At 39.2% G+C, this 22,726-nt stretch carries 21 protein-coding genes; 18 read left to right on the top strand and 3 right to left on the bottom strand.

Annotated elements, in window-relative coordinates:
- Positions 1–112 precede the first annotated feature (112 nt).
- From hemE to NSR00_RS08905, 4 genes are all read left to right on the top strand, one after another.
- On the top strand, positions 113–1,153 hold the full coding sequence (gene hemE, locus NSR00_RS08920; protein WP_340788196.1) for a uroporphyrinogen decarboxylase: 1,041 nt from the start codon (positions 113–115) through the stop codon (positions 1,151–1,153).
- 41 nt (positions 1,154–1,194) lie between these two features.
- A complete protein-coding gene (gene hemH, locus NSR00_RS08915) occupies positions 1,195–2,133 on the top strand; it encodes a ferrochelatase (RefSeq protein ID WP_340788193.1) in 939 nt (312 codons plus the stop codon).
- A 12-nt stretch (positions 2,134–2,145) separates the two neighbouring features.
- Positions 2,146–3,564 carry a protoporphyrinogen oxidase gene (gene hemY / locus NSR00_RS08910; protein WP_340788192.1) on the top strand — a complete coding sequence of 473 codons (1,419 nt, stop codon included), beginning with the start codon at positions 2,146–2,148 and terminating at the stop codon, positions 3,562–3,564.
- A 278-nt stretch (positions 3,565–3,842) separates the two neighbouring features.
- Positions 3,843–4,856 carry a LacI family DNA-binding transcriptional regulator gene (locus NSR00_RS08905; protein ID WP_340788190.1) on the top strand — a complete coding sequence of 338 codons (1,014 nt, stop codon included), beginning with the start codon at positions 3,843–3,845 and terminating at the stop codon, positions 4,854–4,856.
- A gap of 61 nt (positions 4,857–4,917) precedes the next feature.
- On the opposite strand, the gene yhfH is transcribed toward NSR00_RS08905, so the two are convergent.
- On the bottom strand, positions 4,918–5,049 hold the full coding sequence (gene yhfH, locus NSR00_RS08900) for a protein YhfH (RefSeq protein WP_065095529.1): 132 nt from the start codon (positions 5,047–5,049) through the stop codon (positions 4,918–4,920).
- 103 nt (positions 5,050–5,152) lie between these two features.
- Here yhfH and NSR00_RS08895 point away from each other — a divergent pair, with 103 nt between their 5' ends.
- From NSR00_RS08895 to murC, 10 genes are all read left to right on the top strand, one after another.
- Positions 5,153–5,890 carry an MBL fold metallo-hydrolase gene (locus tag NSR00_RS08895; RefSeq protein WP_340788188.1) on the top strand — a complete coding sequence of 246 codons (738 nt, stop codon included), beginning with the start codon at positions 5,153–5,155 and terminating at the stop codon, positions 5,888–5,890.
- Between the two features lie 263 nt (positions 5,891–6,153).
- The gene (locus NSR00_RS08890; RefSeq protein WP_340789196.1) at positions 6,154–7,116 is read left to right on the top strand and encodes an ABC transporter substrate-binding protein; all 963 of its coding nucleotides are present in this window, start codon (positions 6,154–6,156) and stop codon (positions 7,114–7,116) included.
- Between the two features lie 17 nt (positions 7,117–7,133).
- Complete coding sequence (locus NSR00_RS08885; RefSeq protein ID WP_339210262.1) at positions 7,134–8,102, top strand: ABC transporter permease; 969 nt, start codon at positions 7,134–7,136, stop codon at positions 8,100–8,102.
- A complete protein-coding gene (locus NSR00_RS08880) occupies positions 8,077–8,865 on the top strand; it encodes an ABC transporter ATP-binding protein (RefSeq protein WP_063387326.1) in 789 nt (262 codons plus the stop codon). Before NSR00_RS08885 ends, NSR00_RS08880 begins: the two co-directional genes overlap by 26 nt.
- Before the next feature lie 105 nt (positions 8,866–8,970).
- Positions 8,971–9,528, top strand: a complete 558-nt coding sequence (locus NSR00_RS08875) for a helix-turn-helix domain-containing protein (RefSeq protein ID WP_339193237.1) — start codon at positions 8,971–8,973, stop codon at positions 9,526–9,528.
- 18 nt (positions 9,529–9,546) lie between these two features.
- Positions 9,547–10,266 (top strand): AzlC family ABC transporter permease, encoded by a 720-nt coding sequence (locus tag NSR00_RS08870; protein WP_094244637.1) that lies wholly within the window; start codon positions 9,547–9,549, stop codon positions 10,264–10,266.
- Positions 10,259–10,564 (top strand): AzlD domain-containing protein, encoded by a 306-nt coding sequence (locus tag NSR00_RS08865; protein ID WP_066248892.1) that lies wholly within the window; start codon positions 10,259–10,261, stop codon positions 10,562–10,564. Before NSR00_RS08870 ends, NSR00_RS08865 begins: the two co-directional genes overlap by 8 nt.
- An 83-nt stretch (positions 10,565–10,647) precedes the next feature.
- Positions 10,648–11,907 (top strand): M48 family metallopeptidase, encoded by a 1,260-nt coding sequence (locus tag NSR00_RS08860; RefSeq protein WP_340788185.1) that lies wholly within the window; start codon positions 10,648–10,650, stop codon positions 11,905–11,907.
- 153 nt (positions 11,908–12,060) lie between these two features.
- Entirely contained in the window at positions 12,061–14,913 is a 2,853-nt protein-coding gene (locus NSR00_RS08855; RefSeq protein WP_340788183.1) for a DNA translocase FtsK, read from the top strand.
- Between the two features lie 203 nt (positions 14,914–15,116).
- Positions 15,117–16,415, top strand: a complete 1,299-nt coding sequence (gene murC, locus NSR00_RS08850) for a UDP-N-acetylmuramate--L-alanine ligase (RefSeq protein ID WP_063387332.1) — start codon at positions 15,117–15,119, stop codon at positions 16,413–16,415.
- A gap of 59 nt (positions 16,416–16,474) precedes the next feature.
- Here murC and NSR00_RS08845 read toward each other — a convergent pair whose 3' ends face one another.
- On the bottom strand, positions 16,475–17,590 hold the full coding sequence (locus NSR00_RS08845) for an aminopeptidase (protein WP_340788180.1): 1,116 nt from the start codon (positions 17,588–17,590) through the stop codon (positions 16,475–16,477).
- 197 nt (positions 17,591–17,787) lie between these two features.
- On the opposite strand from NSR00_RS08845, the gene NSR00_RS08840 reads away from it, so the two are divergent.
- The 4 genes from NSR00_RS08840 (at position 17,788) to ccpA (ending at position 21,494) form a co-directional block, all read left to right on the top strand.
- Complete coding sequence (locus NSR00_RS08840; protein WP_340788179.1) at positions 17,788–18,219, top strand: DUF948 domain-containing protein; 432 nt, start codon at positions 17,788–17,790, stop codon at positions 18,217–18,219.
- A gap of 32 nt (positions 18,220–18,251) precedes the next feature.
- Positions 18,252–18,695: a YtxH domain-containing protein gene (locus NSR00_RS08835; RefSeq protein WP_063387335.1), complete on the top strand. Its 444-nt coding sequence runs from the start codon at positions 18,252–18,254 to the stop codon at positions 18,693–18,695.
- Between the two features lie 477 nt (positions 18,696–19,172).
- A complete protein-coding gene (locus tag NSR00_RS08830; protein WP_063387336.1) occupies positions 19,173–20,249 on the top strand; it encodes a bifunctional 3-deoxy-7-phosphoheptulonate synthase/chorismate mutase in 1,077 nt (358 codons plus the stop codon).
- A 240-nt stretch (positions 20,250–20,489) separates the two neighbouring features.
- The gene (gene ccpA, locus NSR00_RS08825; RefSeq protein ID WP_340788177.1) at positions 20,490–21,494 is read left to right on the top strand and encodes a catabolite control protein A; all 1,005 of its coding nucleotides are present in this window, start codon (positions 20,490–20,492) and stop codon (positions 21,492–21,494) included.
- A gap of 35 nt (positions 21,495–21,529) precedes the next feature.
- Here the strand turns inward: ccpA and NSR00_RS08820 are convergent, their stop codons facing one another.
- Positions 21,530–22,726 (bottom strand): acetoin utilization protein AcuC, encoded by a 1,197-nt coding sequence (locus NSR00_RS08820; RefSeq protein WP_063387338.1) that lies wholly within the window; start codon positions 22,724–22,726, stop codon positions 21,530–21,532.

Here is a 22,726-nt window from a genome sequence, read left to right as displayed (position 1 = left end):
ATCTTTCGTCGATTTTATGACATTTCCCTTATATTCCTATACAATCGGGCACGGGAAGAGGTATAGTTTAAAAAGAGTATTAGAAAGGAATCGTTTTTAAAGGGGGATTTACATGGATAGGAAGAAAAGCTTTAATGATACTTTTTTAAAAGCGTGCAGAGGCGAAGCGGCGGACTATGTTCCTGTTTGGTATATGAGGCAAGCCGGGAGATCCCAGCCTGAATACCGGGCGTTAAAAGAAAAATACAGCTTATTTGAAATTACTCATCAACCAGAGCTTTGTGCATATGTCACTAGACTTCCTGTCGAGCAGTACGGGGTTGATGCCGCAATTTTATATAAAGATATTATGACGCCGCTGCCTGCCCTTGGAGTTCAAGTTGAAATTAAAGCGGGAACAGGGCCTGTTATTGAAAATCCGATCAGGTCGCTGGAGGATGTAAAAAAACTTGGTGAAATTCATCCTGAGGAAGATGTTCCATATGTTTTAGATACGATTAAGCTTTTAGTCAATGAGCAGCTGAATGTTCCGTTGATTGGATTTGCCGGAGCACCATTTACTCTTGCCAGCTACATGATTGAGGGAGGCCCTTCCAAAAATTATAACAAAACAAAGGCATTCATGTATGCTGAACCAGAAGCTTGGTTTCTTTTAATGGAAAAGCTTGCCGATATGACCATTACATACGTGAAAGCGCAAATTGATGCAGGAGTTAAAGCGGTGCAAATTTTTGATTCATGGGTCGGGGCATTAAATGCTTCTGATTATCGATATTATATTAAGCCGGTGATGAACCGCATTTTTTCGGAATTAAAGGAAAAAGAGGCGCCGCTTATTATGTTTGGAGTGGGAGCAGGACATTTAGTAAAAGAATGGAATGATTTGCCTTTAGACGTGATCGGTTTAGATTGGCGTCTGTCGATTTCTGCTGCCAGAGAAATGGGGATTTCCAAAACATTGCAGGGAAATCTTGATCCGGCAGTTTTGCTTGCGCCGTGGGATTTTGTGAAAGAACGGGTAAAGGCTATTTTAGATGAAGGAATGAAACAGCCAGGTTTTATTTTTAACCTTGGACATGGCGTCTTTCCACAAGTAAAACCGGAAACATTAAAAAAATTAACGGAATTTATTCATGATTATACGCAAAAATAGATCGAAAAAAATGATCAACTTGAATTTTGGAGGTGCACGTAATGTCGAAGAAAAAAATGGGTTTGTTAGTGATGGCTTATGGTACACCATATAAAGAAGAGGATATTGAACGCTATTACACCCACATTCGCCATGGAAGAAAGCCTGATCCAGAAAGTCTGGAAGATTTAAAAGAACGATACAAGGCGATCGGAGGCATTTCTCCTCTTGCTAAAATAACAGAAGAACAAGCGAAAGGCTTAGAAAAGCATTTAAATCATATTCAAAATGAAATAGAATTCCATATGTATTTAGGATTAAAACATATTGAGCCGTTTATTGAAGATGCAGTTGAACAAATGAATAAAGATGGAATCACTGAGGCGGTCAGCATCGTTTTAGCTCCGCACTATTCGACCTTCAGCATTAAGTCGTACAACGGCAGGGCAAAGGAAATTGCAAAAAAACTCGGAGGGCCTTCCATCACTTCTATCGAAAGCTGGTATAGAGAACCGAAATTTATTGAATATTGGGCTAAACAAATAAAAGAAACGTACGCGAAAATGACTGAAGAAGAACGGGAAAAAGCTGTATTAATTGTTTCAGCACACAGTCTGCCGGAAAAAATTGTTCAATTAGGGGATCCTTACCCAGATCAATTACAAGAAACAGCTGAATTAATTGCAAAAGAAGCCGGAGTGCAGCATTTTGCTGTTGGCTGGCAAAGTGAAGGCAATACTCCAGAGCCGTGGCTCGGACCAGATGTTCAAGATTTAACAAGAGATCTGTTTGAACAAAAAGGATACCGGACGTTTGTTTATGCTCCAGTAGGTTTTGTGGCTGATCACTTGGAAGTTCTATACGATAACGATGTCGAGTGCAAGGCAGTAACAGACGAGCTTGGAGCAGCTTATTATCGTCCAGAAATGCCGAATGCAAAACCTGAATTCATCGATTGTTTAGCTACAGTCGTGTTAAAACACTTAGGAATGTCAAAATAAGAAGGAGATTTTATGGGAAGAAAAAAAGTAGCAATTGTTGGCGGGGGAATAACTGGGCTTTCAGTTGCGTTCTACTTGCAGTCAGAAATTAAAAAAAATCATCTTCCAATAGATGTTGTGCTGATTGAAGCGAAGCCGCGATTAGGAGGAAAAATAGAAACGATAAAAAGGGACGGATTTATCATTGAAAGAGGTCCGGATTCCTTTTTGGAGCGGAAAAAAAGCGCTACGCAGCTTGCAAAGGACGTAGGGCTCGGAGATTATTTGGTGAACAATGACGTGGGGCAATCTTTTGTCCTTGTCGGCGACAAGCTCCATCCGATCCCAAAAGGAGCGGTTATGGGCGTGCCAACAAATATTGCTTCTTTCGCCACCTCCGGTTTGTTTTCGTTAACTGGCAAGCTGCGGGCTTCGTTTGACCTTTTCCTGCCGAAGAAAAAAGTGGACGGAGATCAGTCATTAGGCGGATTTTTTGGACGCAGGCTCGGCAGCGAAGTGGTTGAAAATTTGATTGAACCGCTTCTTTCCGGGATTTATGCAGGAGATATTTATAATTTAAGTTTATTAGCAATCTTTCCGCACTTTTATGAAATTGAACAAAAGCATCGCAGTTTAATTTTAGGAATGGCCAAGCAGGCGCAAAAGTCTAATCAAAAACAACAACAGGAGCAACATAAAGGGATTTTTCAAACCGTTTCAACTGGTTTGCAATCGATTGTTGAAGCAATAGAACGCCAATTGGATCATACGGTAGTGAAAAAAGGAATAAAAGTTTCGGAGATTAAAATGGAAGATGATCTCTACCATTTGGAATTATCTGACGGAACTGTTGACAAGGCGGATGCGATAGTCATTACCGCTCAGCATGATGCTATTCCATCTATGTTTCCGAATGAGCAGCAAACACTCGCTTATTTCAAAAAAATGCCTTCAACATCTGTTGCAACCGTTGCAATGGCTTTTCCGGAAGAAGCTGTTCAGCTGCCCGCAGATGGAACGGGGTTTGTTGTTTCGAGAAACAGCGGCTATACGATTACTGCTTGTACATGGACCAACAAAAAATGGCCGCATACTGCTCCGAAGGGCAAAACGCTGCTAAGAGCGTATGTTGGAAAAGCAGGAGATGAAGCGGTTGTTGACCAGCCGGATGATGTGATCATTCAAACCGTTTTGGATGACTTAAATCGATTGATGCCGGTAAAAGGAGAACCGATTTTTTCTATTGTTACAAGATTGAGGGAAGCAATGCCACAATACATTGTCGGACACCTTGACAACATAAGAAATATAAAAAGTATTATGGGACAAAAATACCCCGGAATATATTTAACGGGTGCTTCTTTTGAAGGATTGGGGATCCCGGACTGCATTGATCAAGGTAAAAAAGCGGTGAAAGATGTTCTTCAATTTTTACATTTGGGACAAGCTTAAAAGGCAGGCTTGTCTCTTATTTTTTCAGAGGAGGCATCCATTTTAGCAAGTTTTGACGCTTCCGACTTCTGATCTTTAAAACGCCTTGGTTGGTTCCCGTTGTTTAAAGTCCGACAATTCAAATTGAAGAAAATATATATTTGTTGAACAAGTTAGCATTTCTGTTTTTTTAGAAAAAGCGATATGGAAAGATGTAAAAAATTCATTGCACATCTGTTGACCATTGATCTATAATCAAAAGAAAATCAAGGGATCCCAAAGTTTTTGGAGGAATGAAAGTGGCTACAATTGAAGATGTGGCAAAACTGGCTGGTTTATCGAAAACGACAGTTTCAAGGGTGATAAATAATCAGCCTTACGTATCGGAGGAAAAAAAACAATTAGTGATAGAAGCAATGAAGCAATTAGGGTATGTACCTAATTCTTCAGCTAGAAGTTTAAGAAATCAAAAAACTGAAATTATTGCTGTCATTATTCCTAGGGTTATGAACCCGTTTTTTGGACAATTTGTTGAATCGCTGGAAATCGTTGCGTCTCAATACCATTATCAATTGATTGTTTGTCAAACGTTATATTCAGCAAAAAAAGAATTAGACTATTTAAACTTGTTAAAAACGAAACAAGTAGATGGAGTGATTATGACGACATTGCTAAATGGTTGGGAGGCTGTTGAGCCGTTTTTAGAATACGGTCCGATTATTTTATGCAACGAATTCGATGAACAGGCAAATGTCCCGATGATTCATATGGATCAAAACTACGGAGGGTATGTTGCAACTAAGCATTTAATCGATCAAGGATACAATAAAATTGCTTTTTGCTGCGGAAATGTAAACAGTAATGTTTCGAGAGCTAGGGAAGAAGGGTTTCGAAAAGCCCTTCGTGAAGCCGGATTGTACCTTCCTGAGCAATATATTTTCCGAAATGTATTTACATTTGAAGACGGAAAAAATGTCTTGAGGAAAATGATGGAGATGGTTGAAGCTCCAACGGCAGTCTTCACAGGTTCTGATGAAGTGGCAGCCGGGATGATTTCTGAGTCAAAGAGACTTGGCGTCCGTGTCCCGGAAGAATTAGCGGTCGTCGGGTTTGACAATCAGGCTATAACTGAACTGATGGAGCCTATGATTACGACGGTTAATCAGCCGGTGAAAGAAATGGGTCATTTAGCAATGGAAGTGATGATGGAAAAAATAAAAACGAGACGGTATAAAGAGAGAGAGGTGCATCTTTTGCCTCTTACATTAATTGTAAGGGATTCTTCAAAGCTAGCCAATTACAATGTGTATTAGTACAGGTTAAGAGAAGAGAAAAAATATTCAGGCAATTCTTTTTAGAATTGCCTGAATAAATTTATTTTACATGTAAGCAATGATTGCATTTGTTCCCGTAGCATTCGTGCTGTTCTTCAATTTCTTTTCCGCATTCAATACATTTTTTTCTTGGTAAGTTTCTAAAAAATTCAGTGATTTTTTGTCCTAACATTTTTTATCCCCCCGTGCTGTTGTTATTAACATTGTATTATAACAGAACGGAAAATGTCAATACTGTTTTAAAACATTTTTTCTTATTGAGGAGGATAAGGGTGATGAAAGTAACAGTTGTAGGGTTCTGGGGAGGCTATCCAGAAGCGAATGAGGCTACATCAGGCTATTTATTTCAGGAAAAGGGGTTTAACCTGTTAGTTGATTGCGGAAGTGCTGTATTATCACAGCTGCAAAATTTTGTATCACTTTCAGATTTAGATGCTGTGATCCTTTCTCATTATCATCATGATCACATTGCGGATATTGGACCGCTGCAATATGCAAGACAAATTACCGGCATGCTGCAAAAATCAAACAAAATTTTGCCCATTTACGGACATAGCCTTGATACAAAAGAATTTGATAGACTCACACATTTGAATGTGACAAAAGGAATTTCATACGATCCTGATCAATCGATTTCGATCGGTCCGTTTACGATTACATTTTTAAAAACAGATCATCCTGTTGACTGTTTTGCCATGAGATTTACTTCAGGACATAAAACGGTTGTATACACGGCAGATTCAAGCTTTAAAAATGAATTCATTCCTTTCAGCAAAAATGCGGACTTGCTTATATGCGAATGCAATATGTATGCGAATGAAGACGGCAAAAAGTTTGGGCATATGAATTCCCACGAAGCTGCGACAATTGCTAAGGAAGCAAATGTAAAAGAACTTTTGCTGACTCATTTGCCTCATAAAGGCAATCATGAAGAATTGATAGAAGAAGCTAAAACGATTTTTAATGGATCGATCAAGCTGGCGAAAACAGGGTTGTCGTTACATATTGATTAAAGAGAAATTATATTAGCAAAATTATGGGACAGCCTTTTGCCGAACATTTCATAAACTTAAAGCTACTTGCAAACTTCATTTTGATAGAATAGTGTTCCATTTTCTGTAAGGATGCAGTATGTTGGCATCCTTATTTTTTTGGAAAATTCGTCAGAAAATAATTGAAAATCAAAAATATATTGTTATAATTTAAAGCATAAAAGTAAAAAAGGGGGAAGAAAATTTTGGAAACTAGGATAGGAGCAATCGGAGGAATTTTTTTGATGGCGCTCCTCGTGCTGTCAGGTTGTGGAAGCAGCAAAGGGTCTAACAGCGAAAGCAATAGTGAAGAAGGGAAGAAAGAAACATTTAAAATTGGTATCACTCAATTTGTAGCGCACCCGTCGCTGGATGAGGCATTGAAGGGATTTCAACAAGCAATTAAAGATAAAGGGTTAAATGTAGATTATGATATTCAAAACGCTCAAGGGGATCAATCGAATACCCAAACGATTGCGAATAACTTCGTCGGAGATAATGTCGATTTAATTTTTGCGAATGCAACGCCTAGTGCACTTGCTGCAGCAAATGCTACAAAGGATATTCCAATTGTATTTACATCCGTAACAGATCCTGTCGGCGCCGGGCTTGTGAAAGAGATGGAAAATCCAGGAGGGAATGTAACAGGAACAACTGATACCCATCCTGATGCCATACCGAAAACGGTGAAATTTATTGATCAATATTTAGACGGCAAAAGAATAGGAATGATCTATAATTCAGGCGAACAAAACTCTGTTGCGCAAATTGACCTTGTTAAAAAAGCGACAGAAGGAACGGATTTGAAAATTGTCGAAGCTTCTGTTTCTACTTCAGCTGAAGTGAAACAAGCTGCTGAATCTCTTGTCGGCAAAGTCGATTGTTTTTACATTATCACTGACAATACCGTTGTTTCTGCGCTTGATTCGGTCATTTCCGTTGCAAATGAAAACGATATCCCGCTGTTTGTCGGTGAATTAGATTCAGTCAAAAAAGGCGGTTTTGCTGCGTACGGATTTGAATATTATGACATTGGCTATGAAGCAGGAGAAATGGCTGCAAAAATTTTAACAGAAGGGAAAAAGCCGTCTGAACTGCCTGTTCAATATCCGCAAAACTTAAAGCTTCTTATTAATAAAAAAGCAGCAGCTGAGATGAACGTTAAGATTTTAGACGAGTGGAGCAAAGAAGCAGAGTTTATTGAGTAATTTGGAAGGGTGTTTACATGCTGACAGCAGTATATGGCTCACTTGAGGCGGGACTTATTTACGCAATAATGGCTCTCGGAGTCTATTTATCTTTTAGAATATTAGATTTTCCAGATTTAACGGTTGACGGTAGCTTCGTTACTGGAGCTGCCGTCGCAGCCGTCATGATCATAGACGGAGCTCATCCTGTTATGGCGACGATTGCCGGAATGATTGTCGGCTTTCTAGCTGGGATCTTAACGGGAATTTTGCATTCGTATGGGAAAATTAATCCGTTGTTATCCGGTATATTAATGATGATCGCTCTTTATTCCATTAATTTGCGAATTATGGGAAAATCGAATGTTTCGCTTTTACAGGAGGAAACGCTTTTCTCAAAGCTGGCCGATGCGCTGGCACCGATCGATCAAGCCGTTAAGAGCGTCATTTCTTTTTCCCCGACCACATGGTCAGTCATCATTTCAATGGTGTTATTGGTCGCTTTTTTAAAGCTCATCCTTGATTACTTCTTAAAAACGGAAATCGGACTTGCTATAAGAGCTGTCGGAGATAACGAAGAAATGATTAAAAGTTTTTCGGCGAATACAAACTTTCTTAAAGTATTAGGATTAGGATTGTCAAATGGTTTGGTTGCTTTGTCAGGTGCGCTTGTCGCCCAATATAATGGCTTCAGCGATGCCAATATGGGAATTGGAATGATTGTGATCGGGCTTGCTTCCGTTATTATTGGAGAGGCAATTGTCGGCAGCAAGACGATTGTTCGGGCTACCTTAGCTGTTATAATCGGTGCTGTCATTTATCGTTTCATAGTCGCCTTTGCATTTAGATTTAACTTTTTTGAAACAGGCGATATAAAATTAATTACAGCTTGTATCGTCATTTTGGCGTTAATCATCCCGCGATATTTAGAAAAACGGCGTGAGAAAAAAAGAAAATTGGCTAGAAAGCGGGGTGAACAAGTTGCTTCAGCTAAAACACATTCATAAAGTGTTTAACGAAGGGTCATTGGATGAAAAAATCGCCTTAGATGGAATTCATTTAGAGGTCGAAAAAGGCGATTTTATTACGATTATTGGAAGCAACGGCGCAGGGAAATCGACTTTGCTGAACATCATAGCTGGAAAGCTGTTTCCCGATGAGGGGGAAGTCTGGCTTGACGGCGTAAATATAACAACACTTCCTGAGCATAAACGATCAAAATATATCGGCAGAGTGTTTCAAAATCCGTTGTCAGGCACATCGCCGACGTTGACTATTGAAGAAAATTTGGCGATCGCTTACGGCCGTGTTCATAAACGAACTTTGGCCAGAGGTGTAACGAATAAGCGGAAAAATTATTTTAAGGAGCAGCTGTCGCTTTTGGGGCTTGGATTAGAAAACCGTTTAAATGCGAAAGTAGGATTGCTGTCAGGCGGGGAAAGACAGGCGTTGTCGCTTTTGATGGCAACATTTACGAAACCGAAAATATTATTGCTTGATGAGCATACAGCCGCATTAGATCCCGCACGCGCAGAGGTCGTCCTGTCGCTTACGAAAAAATTTATTGAAGAATATAATTTAACAACGATTATGATTACACATAATATGCAGCAGGCGATTGATCTAGGAAACAGATTGCTGATGATGAATCGCGGAAAAATCATTTTTGAGGCATCTGCTGAAGAAAAAGTAAAACTGACCATTCCGAAATTAATGGACGAATTTGCCAAAATTCAAGATGCAGTATCTGACCGGGTGCTCTTAAGCTGATATTCACCTCTTTCCATTCAGGGGAGAGGTTTTTAAATGCAATTTTGTTCAATATATAAAACAAATGTATGAAATAATAAACAAAACATAAAAAAGGAGGAAAACATGAAGCCGATTCAGCAAATTATTGGGGAAAATTTTTGTAAAATCCGAAAAAGGATGGCGCTAAGCCTCGACAAGGTGTCTGAAAAGACAGGCGTTTCCAAAGCGATTCTGGCACAAATTGAAAGAGGGGAAGCGAATCCGACTGTTACCACGCTGTGGAAAATAGCGAACGGACTTCATGTATCATTTTCCGCTTTGATGAAGGAGGAGGCGCCAAGCGTTCAAAAAATATCTTTATCAAACATACCGGCTATATCTGATGATGATGAAAGGTATAAAGTATACCCGATGTTTACGTTTGAAATCGGCAAGCCGTTTGAGGTGTTTGAAGCACATTTAGAGCCTGGACATGTCCATCAATCGGATGAACATGCGCGCGGGGTGCAAGAAATTTTGATCATTCAAAAGGGAGCTTTAGAAATTGTAATTGATGGATGTTCTTATGTTGTTCGCGAAGGGGAAGCGATCCGATTTGCAGCGGACAAAAAGCATGATTATAAAAATATAACGGATCAAAAAGTTAAATATTATGTGATCATTTATTATCCGGAAAACTAGAAATGGAGGTGATTCCGATTGCATTCGACAGCATTGGCAAAATATAAATCGGAATTAATCCAAGGCATTCAAGCAGGAATCAGCATTGCCATCGGCTATTTCCCCGTTGCCATCGCTTTCGGCCTTCTTGCTGAAAGAACGGGACTTTCGATTGCGGAAACGGTGATGATGAGCGCAATCGTTTTTGCAGGAGCGGCTCAATATATGTCATTAAGCCTAATTGCTGCGCATGTTGGTGCTTGGGAAATTATTATGACAACTTTCATTGTAAACATCCGCCATTTCCTTATGTCAGCATCATTAAATGAGAAAGTGGAGAAAGACTCCATTTGGATAAAAGCTCTGTACGGCTTTGGTGTAACAGATGAAACATATGCAGTTGCGGCTGTCAGACAGGAAATGGTCACAGCACCATATATGTTTGGACTATGCTTGATGGCATATAGCAGCTGGGTGATCAATTCTGGAATCGGTTATATAGTTGGAGAAAATTTGCCCGCTTTCTTACAGGAAAGCATGGGAATTGCTCTATATGCCCTATTCATCGGCTTATTGGTTCCTTCATTAAAAAAACATCGGAAAATTATCGTACTAGCTTTATTATCTGCAGTGATAAATTCCGTTTTATTGACGACCGGACGGCTGTCTATAGGCTGGTCTATTGCATTGTCGTCCTTATTTTCTTCCGTTGTTGTGGAATGTATCTTTAGAAAATTAGAGGTGCAGCAAGATGAATAGCCAAATATTTTGGTTGATTATCGGAATGGGCGTTGTGACATACATACCGCGAATGCTTCCTTTTGTTATTTTCAGTCAATTACATCTCCCTCCGTTTTGGCAAAATGTATTAAAAAATGTACCATATGCAACATTAGGTGCATTGATCGTGCCCTCGGTCTTTTTTATTCACGAGGATTTCCTGTTTGGAGCAGTCGGTGCATTTACAGCGTTCATTGCTGCTTATTTCGGAGCCAACGTCTTTTTTGTAGTTATGTGTTCAATTGCCGTTTTATCTTTTTACAGCTTCTTTTTCTAAATATTTTGGAAAAGCAGTTCTATTACGATGTTTTTTTATCTAAACTACTAAAGGAGGGAGTTAAGCTCAAGGGGGTATTCGGCTTGAAAAAGAGTCTTCTAACGATCATTTTATTATATGCAGTTTACGGTTTGGTTTTATACTTCTATTTATTCTTCTGGACGGGTTATGAGCTGCCGAAGGGAATTGAAGGTACTGCTGCTGATCCGAAAACGTTTTTAACGGCAGAGGAGCTGCAGCTGTCAGAAAATTATTCACAATTGAAAAATTTGTTATTTTTCATATCCATTCCGTTAGAGTGGATCATCTTTTTTATTGTGCTAAGCTTTGGGATTTCAAAAACATTTCAGCAATGGGCGGAAACAGCATCCCGTTTTTTTATAGTCCAAACAGCTTTATACTATTTTTGGCTGTCATTGCTTGTCACTTTACTAACATTACCTGTCAGCTGGCTGAACTATAAACTGTCAAAGGATTTTCAAATCTCGACCCAGACGTTGAACTCGTGGCTGAAGGATGAAGTGACCGATTTTCTTGTGAATTATGTTTTAATGGCGGTTGTCGTCACGTTTCTATACATCATTATTCGAAAATTTGAAAAGCGCTGGTGGCTTTGGGCATGGTTTGCATCGATACCATTCACATTGTTTATAATGTTTATTCAGCCGGTAATCATTGATCCGCTGTACAACGATTTTTACCCGTTGAAAAATAAAAAGCTGGAGGAAGAAATTTTACAGCTAGCTTCCAAAGCAGATATTCCCGCGGAGCATGTGTATGAAGTGGATATGTCCACCAAAACAAATGCGTTGAACGCCTATGTGACAGGAATAGGATCAAATTCGAGAATCGTTTTGTGGGATACGACGTTAAATAAATTAAGCGAAGATGAAATATTATTCATTATGGCTCATGAGATGGGACATTATGTGATGAAGCACATCTATATCGGAATAGCCGGGTATTTGCTTCTTTCCTTGGCAGGTTTATATATCATTCATCGGTTAATGATTTTTTGTACAAATCGATGGGGGAAAAGGCTGAACATTCAATCTATACGTGAATTGTCGTCGCTTCCTCTATTTCTTTTGCTGCTGGGGATGTTATCGTTCGCTTCAAGCCCTATATCCGGCATAGTATCAAGGTATCAAGAGAAACAGGCGGATTTATATGCAATTGAAATGACAAAAAATGAGGAAGCAGCTGTAAAAACATTTCAACATTTGGCGAAATTTAGCCGCAGCGAAATAAATCCGCCGAAAATAGTGAAATTTTTACGTTACGATCATCCGCCTCTGATTGAACGAATTATGTATATCGAAAATATAAAAAATAAAGAATAAACTCCTTGTTTATACAGGGAGTCTTATTTATTTTTAAATCTGTGATTTTAGCAATATAATATTAATGTTTGTCATTGCTTTTTAAACTTCCAAAAAGTATTTTTATTGATAAAATATAGGATGAGATTAGTATGAATGAAAGAGTGATCATAGATGAGCTGGTTGTCAAAACTGTTGCGGTTGTTTTTCGATAATCAGGAAGAGGAATATGAAAGAAAGATAGATAAAAACAATTCTACTGAAAAAATAAAAGATCAATCATTAACTGACGATAGATTAGAGATGCAAGCTAGAGTTACATATCAATATCCGAAAGGAAACTTTCGGTTTCCGCTAATATCCGATGATGAAACATTGCGAGAAACGAGACGCCCAGCGAATGCGGCAAAATCAAAAGCAAAAACATCTTCTGAACGCAAGCAGTCTCGACTGAATAGTGCACAAGGCGCACAAAAGGAAAGAAAATCTTTTCAGCCAACGGAAATCCCTTCACCGATTTTTGGATTTGGACCAAGGAATAGAGATGATTTATTTTTCAAAAAAATTGAAGAGCAATATCAGCAACAGACGGACATAGACGTACATGATATTTTCATCAATGATCTGGAAAAACAAAAAGAAGTGCAAAGGGAGTTTGCTGCAGCAGAAGAAATAGAAATAAATGAAATGATAGAATATGAAAACGATTATGAAAAAGAAATATTAAAAACACAAGATCACGAAGCTGAGGATTCATATCTTGAAATAACAGCACCGCCTTCGGAGGATAAACAGCGGGAAGCTGAGGAAGCTCAATCGGTCGAGGCTTCAAAGCTGGAGATGGATTCAAAGCAAGAGACGAATCTAAAACAGTGGACAGGTCTAAACCAGGAGATGGATTCAAAGCAAGAGACGAATCTAAAACAGTGGACAGGTCTAAACCAGGAGACGGAATCAAAGCAAGAGACGAATCTAAAACAGTGGACGGATCTAAACCAGGAGATGGAATCAAAGCAAGAAACGAATCTAAAACAGTGGACGGATCTAAACCAGGAGACGGGATCAAAGCAAGAGACGAATCTAAAACAGTGGACAGGTCTAAACCAGGAGACGGGATCAAAGCAAGAGACGAAACTAAAACAGTGGACGGATCTAAACCAGGAGACGGAATCAAAGCAAGAGACGAATCTAAAACAGTGGACAGGTCTAAATCAGGAGACGGATCCAAATCAAGAGATGAATCTAAAACAGTGGACGGATCTAAACCAGGAGACGGGATCAAAGCAAGAGACGAAACTAAAACAGTGGACAGGTCTAAATCAGGAGACGGATCTAAAACAAGAGACAGTTCTAAAGCAGGGGACGAATCTAAAACAGGAGACAGATCTAAAACAAGGAACAGATCTAAATCAGGAGGAGGGTCCAAAACAGGAGACGAGCCTAAAACAGGAAGCGGATCCAAAGCATTTAGAGAAAAAGTCCGATGACAGACGAAAGCCTGTTTCCAGAGGAAAGCTTTCATCAAATCAAAACGAAAAGACAATTATTCCATATAATGTCATTATGTTTGGGCAAGATAAACGAAAGCTTGAAGTAAAGGAAAAACGGCAAAATTATTTGTTTCCGCCGCTCACCCTCCTGAACGTTCAGCCGTTTGAGGAAGAAGCGGATGATCAGTGGATAGAAAAGCAAAAGAATTTGCTCGATCTTACGCTGCAAAATTTTCATGTCAATGCAAAAGTGGTCAATGTGTCACAAGGACCTTCCGTCACGAGGTTTGAGGTTCACCCTGAACCCGGCGTAAAAGTGAGCAAGATAACTAACTTGATAGACGATATTAAATTAAGCTTGTCTGCAAAAGACATCCGGATTGAGGCTCCGATACCGGGGAAAAACACAATAGGGATTGAGGTGCCAAACCGGAAAAGCAAAACGGTTTTTTTAAGAGAGATTTTACGGTCGAAAGCTTTTCAAGCCAACCGCTCTCCGTTAACGGTTGCTCTGGGCCTCAGCATTTCAGGGGAGCCGATTGTGACGGATTTGAAAAAAATGCCGCATGGTTTGATTGCGGGAGCTACAGGGTCAGGAAAAAGCGTTTGTATCAATACGATTTTAGTCAGCCTGCTCTATAAAGCAACTCCAAATGATGTGAAAATGCTCCTCATTGATCCAAAAATGGTGGAGCTTGCACCGTATAACCGCATACCTCATCTCGTCAGCCCTGTTATTACGGATGTAAAAGCAGCTACTGCTGCACTGAAATGGGCGGTAGATGAAATGGAAAGAAGGTATGAATTATTTGCCCATGTAGGCGTTCGAGATATCGAGAAATTTAATGAACGAGTCGGCGACAAGGAAAAGGAGAAACGATTGCCGTACATCGTGATTGTGATTGACGAGCTCGCTGATTTAATGATGGTTTCGCCGAACGATGTGGAGGAGGCGATTTGCCGGATTGCCCAAAAAGCGAGAGCTTGCGGCATCCATTTATTAATTGCCACACAAAGACCGTCTGTTGATGTTATAACCGGTTTAATAAAGGCGAATATTCCTACAAGAATAGCATTTTCCGTATCATCGCAAATAGATTCAAGAACGATTCTTGATACTTCCGGTGCAGAAAGACTCCTAGGAAGAGGAGACATGCTGTTTTTAGAAAACGGTTCTGCAAAACCGGTAAGAGTTCAAGGAACTTTTGTTTCTGATGATGAAATTGATCGCGTCGTTCACCATGTAAAAAACCAGATGGCGCCCAATTATTTGTTTAAACAAGAGGAATTGCTTGCGAAAACAAATTTCCAAGCAGAAGAAGATGATCTTTTTTATGAAGCCTGCGAGTTTGTTGTAGAGCAGGGGCATGCTTCGGCTTCAAGTCTTCAACGCCGTTTTCGAATCGGTTATAATAGAGCGGCCAGATTGATTGATTTAATGGAGGAGCAAGGGATCATTTCCCCGCCGAAAGGAAGCAAGCCGCGAGACGTGCTAGTGTCAGAAGAACAATTGAAAACAATAAAAGAGAGTAGTTGAGATGTACTGAACATGATATTATTAAAATGTTGGGCTGATTTTGGCAATGCCGATTTAAAACGATATACGTTGCTTTCAATTAGGAAACACTAAAAGTATACAATATTGCGTTATGAAGCTTGCAGGAAATAAATATTATAGTTGCAAAACTAGTCATTCGTCATATATTATTTTACAGATAGACGATTGTTGGAGGTTCTTATATGACTGCTTATCATTTTGTTGGCATAAAAGGAACAGGGATGAGTGCTTTAGCTCAAATCCTTCATGATATGAATGAAAATGTACAAGGATCTGATATTGAAAAATATATTTTTACACAAAAAGGCTTGGAGGAACGGGGAATTCAAATATTTCCTTTTTCGAAAAATAACATTCACCCTGGTTTAACTGTAATAGCTGGTAATGCTTTTCCAGATACACACGAGGAGATTGAAGAAGCAAAGAGACTTCAATTGCCGGTTTACCGCTATCACAAATTTTTAGGGGAATTGATGAACAAATTCACAAGCATAGCGGTAACTGGCGTGCACGGTAAAACATCTACAACCGGTTTGCTGTCTCATGTTATGCAAGGTGCTTTTCCTACCTCATACTTGATTGGAGACGGAACTGGAAAAGGAGTTCAAAACAGCAAATATTTTGTCTTTGAAGCATGTGAATACCGGCGCCATTTTCTATCCTATCATCCGGATTATGCGATTATGACGAACATTGATTTTGACCACCCTGATTATTATCGTGATCTGGATGATGTTTTTTCAGCCTTTCAGCAAATGGCTTTACAAGTGAAAAAAGGAATTATCGCTTGCGGAGATGATGAGCGTTTACAGGAAATACAGGCGAAAGTTCCGGTATTATATTACGGTTTTCATGAGGAAAACGATTTTCAAGCGAGAAATGTGGTGAAAAGCACAACGGGAACTGTATTTGATGTATATATTCGGAATACGTTTTACGGCACGTTTGAAATTCCTGCATTCGGGGATCACAACGTTCTAAATGCGCTGGCGGTTATTACGTTATGCCAATACGAAAATATTGGAATTGATGTTATTCAGGAGCGCGTCAAAACGTTTAAAGGCGTAAAAAGAAGATTCAGCGCCAAAAATTTCGGAGGACAAGTGCTGATTGACGATTACGCCCATCATCCTACGGAAATAAAAGCAACAATTGAAGCTGCGCGGCAAAAATATCCTGACCGGGAAATTGTTGCTGTTTTTCAGCCTCATACCTTTTCAAGAACACAGTCATTTCTTAATGAGTTTGCGGATAGTTTAAAAAGCGCTGACAAAGTATACTTATGCGAAATTTTTGGCTCTGCCCGTGAAAACATAGGGAACCTCACGATTAAAGATTTGCAGGCGCAAATTGAACATTCAGAGTTAATCGATGAGACGAACATTAAAGTTTTGAAAAAGCATGAAAGCAGCGTTATTTTATTCATGGGTGCAGGAGATATTCAAAAATATCAAGATGCCTATGAAAAGCTGTGTGTTTAAAACAAAACGACTGTAACAAAAAATGTTACAGTCGTTTTGTTTTTATAGCGAAGAATGCACTATTTTAAATTCTCAGGATTTAGCTGCTCCAATTCCGGAATGGCAAACAGTCCGTCTTTTCGGATCAATACGTCGTCAAAATAAATTTCTCCGCCTCCATATTCCGGACGCTGAATGACGACCAAATCCCAGTGGATATTGGAATGGTTACCATTATACGCTTCATCGTAGCATTGCCCTGGCGTAAAGTGGAAGCTTCCAGCGATTTTTTCGTCAAACAGAATGTCCTGCATCGGGTGAAGGATGTATGGATTGACACCGATGGCGAATTCACCGATATATCTTGCTCCTTCATCTGTATCCAAAATGCTGTTTAATCGTTTTGTATCATTAGCTGACGCATCAATGATTTTTCCGTCTTTAAATGTTAACCGAACATTTTCAAATGTAAATCCTTGGTACGGAGAAGGCGTATTAAACGTAATGGTACCGTTCACAGAATTTTTAACAGGCGCTGTAAATACTTCACCGTCAGGAATATTCATGCGTCCTGCACATTTAATCGCAGGAATATCTTTGATTGAAAAAGTCAAATCAGTGCCAGGACCTTTAATATGTACTTTGTCAGTTTTGTTCATCAGTTCAACAAGCGCATCCATCGCTTTATCCATTTTTTCGTAATCAAGAGTGCAGACATTAAAATAAAAGTCTTCAAACGCTTCTGTGCTCATTTTTGCAAGCTGTGCCATGGATTCATTCGGGTATCTGAGAACCACCCATTTTGTTTTCGGAACGCGGATTTCACGATGCACCTTTTGCCCGATTGTTCTGCCTTCCAGCTTCATTTTTTCTTCTGGAACGTCAGCAAATTCATTAATGTTTTTGCCTGATCTGAGGCCTATGTATGCGTCCATTTCTTTCATGACATTTGCTTCGAAATCAGCCATCATTTCGAATTGTTCTTCTTGTCCTCCAAGCAATAAAGCTCGGTTTATTTGATGATCTTTAATGGAAACAAACGGATGCCCGCCAGCTTTGTAAGCCTCGCGGATGAGAGCAATCACAAGCTCTTTCTCAAGACCAAAGTTTTCAATAAGCACTTTTTCGCCTTTTTGCAGTTGGCATGAATAATGAATTAAAATTTTTGCCAATTTTTCGATTCTTGGATCTTTCAACTTGCCGGCCTCCTTTTTTTTCGTTATACAATAATATTGTAGCGTTTCCTGATTGGATTTAAAACTTGTTCTATTTTTGATATGATCGAAAGGATTCAATTGACAAAATGTCGAATAGATAAATGATTGCAGATTTTATGTTTGCATTCCGAAAAATTAGGGAATTGTATTATTGGTTTTACTTGGAGGTGCAGCAGTTGGAATTCATATTATATGCAAGCATTGCGCTAATAGCCGTAGCTTTTACAGTGTTAGTTGTTTATTTAGCCAAAACATTAAAATCTCTGCGCATTACACTCGATCAAGTAGCCGGGACGCTTGCGGGCCTTGAAAAGCAGGTGGAGGGCATTACAAAAGAAACAACAGATTTGCTTCATAAAACAAACCAATTGGCGGAAGACATTCAGAAAAAATCTGAGAAGGTCAACTCAGTGGTGGATGCCGTAAAAGAGATTGGAACATCCATTCAACAATTTAATCGGTCTATGAAAAAAGTTTCAGCGAGTGTAACTGGACAATTGGAAAAAAATGAAGAAAAAGTTGCTCAAGCCATCCAGTGGACAAATGCTGTGATGGAATTGATTGATAAAGTAAAGAAGAGAAAACGATCAAAGAAGCAACCTGATTAATTAATTTTACTTAAAAAACAGGAGGCGCAAACATGTCAAAAAAAAGCACGAATAAAAAAGGGTTCATAATAGGTTCTATTATAGGCGCTGTTGTTGGGGCAGCTTCCGCATTATTGCTTACGCCAAAGTCAGGAAAAGAGCTTCGCGAAAATTTTAATGATCAGGCGGGAAAAGTGAAGGAAAAAACATCAAAAATTACAAGCGAAGCATATGAAAAAGGAGTACAGTTTATCAGCTTGGCAAAAGAAAAATCACAAAATATTCAACAGAAAATCCAAGAGCAGTCTGAGGGCTTGGTAAAAAAAATAAAGGAACGAAGCAATGAAAATGAAATTTCTGAAAAAGAAAATCCTTCAGATTCCGCTGACACCGAGCTTGACGACGAACAAAGTCAGAAAACAGAAAATTTGACTGACACTTCACAAGCCTCAGATGAAGAGCTTCAAAGCGAAAACAATAAAGAAACAAAGTCATAGGTTTGGCAAGACAATCATCATCGGCAAACAAGCCGATGATTTTCGTTTACAGGAAAATAGGCAGCGAATAGAGGAAAAGAGCGTGAAAATTTTCATGGGGAATATTTTTCGAACAGTGTTACAAGTCCATCAGCCGGCAAGGTTTTCAAGAATTTTAAGCTTTTGCTGCTGATTGCCAAAGCCCTAATCATTTAGTTTACATGTACAAGAATTGTCCGATTCCATAACAGAAACATAACATAAATGAAACATAAATCCCCCAAATATTGTATAATAATTTTATCTGGCATGATGATCATTGGGAAATGACTTGTGAAGAACTGAAGAAAATATTTTGAAAAAAATAAACGCTTTACCGCTTAAAAGCGTTTAATCGATAAAGAAATTTTTAGTGACATTTCAAGGAATATGGTTTATAATAAACCCTAATTAAAATCAAATGCTTAAAATTTTGACGGATGTGAAAGGGTGGAAAAAATGAGCAATACAGAATTAGAAGCGCTTAGGGAACGGGTTGATGAAATCAATTTGCAAATTTTAAAATTAATTAACGAGCGAGGCAAGCTTGTTCAAGAAATTGGGAAAGCGAAAGAAGCGCAAGGAGTTAACCGATATGATCCTGTCCGTGAACGAAAAATGCTCGATTTGATAAAAGAACATAATAATGGTCCATTTGAAGATTCCACTTTACAGCATATTTTTAAGGAAATATTTAAAGCGGCATTAGAGCTTCAAGAGGACGATCATCGCAAAGCATTGTTAGTATCAAGAAAGAAAAAGAAAGAGAATACAATCGTTGACGTCAAAGGCGAAAAAATCGGGGATGGCAGCCAATACTTTGTTGTCGGTCCTTGTGCGGTAGAAAGCTATGAGCAAGTAGCTGCTGTTGCGGAAGCAGCGAAGAAACAAGGCTTGAAGCTGCTAAGAGGCGGTGCATTTAAACCTAGAACATCACCATATGATTTCCAAGGTTTAGGCATTGAAGGCTTAAAAATTTTAAAAAGAATTGCTGATGAGTTTGATATGGCAGTTATTAGTGAAATTGTGTCGCCTCAAGATATTGATGTGGCCCTTGATTACATCGATGTCATCCAAATCGGGGCACGGAACATGCAAAACTTTGAATTGTTAAAAGCAGCAGGATCTGTTCGCAAGCCTGTATTGTTAAAACGCGGTCTTTCTGCAACGTTATCAGAATTTATGAATGCTGCGGAATACATTATTTCTCGAGGTAACGATCAAATCATTCTTTGTGAACGCGGAATTCGCACGTATGAACGCGCTACAAGAAACACGCTGGACATTACAGCAGTTCCGATTTTAAAACAGGAAACACATTTGCCTGTATTAGTTGATGTCACTCATTCAACAGGCCGGAAAGACCTTCTAATTCCTGCTGCAAAAGCTGCTCTTGCTATTGGGGCAGACGGTATTATGGCTGAAGTTCATCCGGATCCGGAAGTAGCTTTGTCAGATTCTGCGCAGCAAATGAATATTGAGCAATTCAATCAGTTTATTTCTGAATTAAGACCATTAGCGAAAGTAAATGCCTAATTGAATATCGTCTATTTTTTAAAAAAGGAGCCTTTTAAGGTTCCTTTTTTTGCGTAGATCGTTTACATTATTTAATGAAGGATATACTTTAATGAACATATTTTTTTAACGAAAAAGGTAAAAATATAAGAAAACACGCCAAGCACATTGCGGACGAATGCTTTGTATCGTATGATAAGAGTTATACGGAAGAGACTGTTATTTATTTGATATAGATCATTTAGATGAGGAGTGTTGATCATGAATAATGTGACGATATATGATGTTGCACGTGAAGCGAACGTTTCAATGGCGACAGTTTCACGAGTTGTAAACGGCAACCCGAATGTAAAGCCGACAACTAGAAAGAAAGTATTGGAAGCGATTGAGCGTCTCGGCTATCGGCCAAATGCGGTCGCAAGAGGGCTGGCTAGCAAAAAGACGACGACTGTAGGTGTTGTTATACCGGATGTATCAAGCACATTTTATTCAGAATTGGCTCGCGGGATTGAAGACATCGCAACGATGTATAAATATAATATTATTTTAAGCAATTCTGACCAAAATAAAGAAAAAGAATTGCATTTGCTTAACACCCTTTTAGGGAAACAAGTGGATGGAATTGTATTTATGAGCGGCAATATTACAGAGGAGCATGTGGAAGAATTTAAACGTTCACCGGTTCCTATTGTGCTTGCATCAACTTTTGATGAGAACAATGAACTGCCTTCTGTTAATATCAATTATGAACAGGCAGCCTATGATGCGGTTAAGTTTTTAATCGATAAAGGACACAAACATATTGCCTATGTATCCGGGCCGATGGAAGAGCCTGTGAATAAAGTGAAAAAACTTAAAGGATACATACGTGCACTTGAAGAGGCAGGACTCCAATACGATGAACAATTTGTAGTAGAAGGAGATTATTCCTACGAATCCGGGATTGAAGCATTTGACAAAGTGTTGGAGCTGTCGCCAAAACCGACTGCAATCTTTGTTGGAACGGACGAAATGGCATTGGGCGTGATTCATGCCGCTCAAGATAAAGGCTATGAAATTCCGAAAGATTTTGATGTCATCGGCTTTGACAATACTCGTTTGGCGACTATGGTTCGTCCGCGATTAACAACCGTTGTCCAACCGTCTTACGATATCGGTGCGGTTGCGATGCGCCTGTTAACAAAATTGATGAACAAAGAGGGAGTAGATAATCATATTGTTGAACTCCCGCATCGTATTGAAATTCGGCAATCGACAAAATCATAATCTTTTTAAGCTGAAGAAAAAACGGCCAAGCTTTTTTAAAAAGTTTGGCCGTTAACATTTTTTTTTGCATTATATTCCCTTTGCTGCCGGATGAATTGCAGAGCCAATTCAAGAGTGTGATTGTTTTTTTCTTCAATTTCTTTTTTCCTTGGAATCGGTTGATATAACGGATCGGGATCTTCCCATGTTGGGATTAATTCAACGGGAGATTTCTCCTGCCATTTTTCCAGCCATTCTTTCGGAAGAGCCCCTTGTGCTTTGCAGCTTAAATTTTTCATCTCCAGCCAAATGAGCGACCAAGCTCTTGGAACAACCCGCCAAATATCGTAGCCTCCTCCGCCGACAGCTATCCATTTTCCATCGCAGTAGCTGTGGGCAATTTCATGTGCAAGCTTCGGAATTTCCCGGTAAATATTGATGCTGGCGTGAAGATGAGTTAGTGGATCAAAATAGTGGGCATCAGCTCCGTTTTGAGTGACGATGACATCAGGCTTAAAGTACTCTGCAACTTCTGTAACGGCCTCTTTGTAAACTTTTAGCCATGATTCATCTTCGGTAAATGCATCTAACGGAATATTAAAGGCAAAACCGTATCCAGAACCTTGTCCCCGCTCATGAACTGTTCCTGTCCCAGGAAATAAATATCGCCCAGTTTCATGAATAGATAGTGTGCAAACGTTTGGCTCATCATAAAACGACCATTGAACACCATCTCCGTGATGCGCATCCGTGTCAATGTACAGCACCCTTGCCCCATATTTTTCGATAATATATTTAATCGCCACTGCGCTGTCATTATATATACAAAATCCAGACGCTTTCCCCCTGAAGCCGTGATGAAGACCTCCGCCTAAATTTAAGGCATGCTTCGATTTTTCCATCATGACATGATCAACTGCTGTTAATGTCGCGCCAACAATAAGAGAACTGGCCTGATGCATGTTTTGAAAAATAGGTGTATCTTCCGTACCAAGTCCGTAGTTTAAAGCTTCATGCTCAGACAGCTTTCCTTCCCCTGCCTGTTTTACTGCACGAATATAGCCGGCATCATGAATAAGCTCCAGCTCCTCATCTGTTGCAAATCTTGGTTCAACTATTTCATCATCTTCAAGCGCTTTCAATTTTTTTAGCAAATCAACTGTTAATTCTACTCGCAGCTGGTTGAATGGGTGCTTATTACTAAATTTATAATTTAAAAATAAAGGGGAATAAATAAACACGCTGTCTTTCAT

It is taken from the genome of Aeribacillus sp. FSL K6-8394 (assembly GCF_038008865.1).
GTDB lineage: Bacteria > Bacillota > Bacilli > Bacillales > Aeribacillaceae > Aeribacillus > Aeribacillus composti.
Note: the sequence above shows the minus strand (reverse complement) of the source record. Positions and strands in the feature narration are given on the sequence as shown.

Coding starts and splice junctions, on each gene's coding strand:
- hemE (WP_340788196.1), top strand. CDS start 113: ATGGATAGGAAGAAAAGCTTTAATGATACTTTTTTAAAAGCGTGCAGA.
- hemH (WP_340788193.1), top strand. CDS start 1,195: ATGTCGAAGAAAAAAATGGGTTTGTTAGTGATGGCTTATGGTACACCA.
- hemY (WP_340788192.1), top strand. CDS start 2,146: ATGGGAAGAAAAAAAGTAGCAATTGTTGGCGGGGGAATAACTGGGCTT.
- yhfH (WP_065095529.1), bottom strand. CDS start 5,049: ATGTTAGGACAAAAAATCACTGAATTTTTTAGAAACTTACCAAGAAAA.
- NSR00_RS08895 (WP_340788188.1), top strand. CDS start 5,153: ATGAAAGTAACAGTTGTAGGGTTCTGGGGAGGCTATCCAGAAGCGAAT.
- NSR00_RS08890 (WP_340789196.1), top strand. CDS start 6,154: ATGGCGCTCCTCGTGCTGTCAGGTTGTGGAAGCAGCAAAGGGTCTAAC.
- NSR00_RS08885 (WP_339210262.1), top strand. CDS start 7,134: ATGCTGACAGCAGTATATGGCTCACTTGAGGCGGGACTTATTTACGCA.
- NSR00_RS08875 (WP_339193237.1), top strand. CDS start 8,971: ATGAAGCCGATTCAGCAAATTATTGGGGAAAATTTTTGTAAAATCCGA.
- NSR00_RS08865 (WP_066248892.1), top strand. CDS start 10,259: ATGAATAGCCAAATATTTTGGTTGATTATCGGAATGGGCGTTGTGACA.
- NSR00_RS08855 (WP_340788183.1), top strand. CDS start 12,061: ATGAGCTGGTTGTCAAAACTGTTGCGGTTGTTTTTCGATAATCAGGAA.
- murC (WP_063387332.1), top strand. CDS start 15,117: ATGACTGCTTATCATTTTGTTGGCATAAAAGGAACAGGGATGAGTGCT.
- NSR00_RS08835 (WP_063387335.1), top strand. CDS start 18,252: ATGTCAAAAAAAAGCACGAATAAAAAAGGGTTCATAATAGGTTCTATT.
- NSR00_RS08830 (WP_063387336.1), top strand. CDS start 19,173: ATGAGCAATACAGAATTAGAAGCGCTTAGGGAACGGGTTGATGAAATC.
- ccpA (WP_340788177.1), top strand. CDS start 20,490: ATGAATAATGTGACGATATATGATGTTGCACGTGAAGCGAACGTTTCA.
- NSR00_RS08820 (WP_063387338.1), bottom strand. CDS start 22,726: ATGAAAGACAGCGTGTTTATTTATTCCCCTTTATTTTTAAATTATAAA.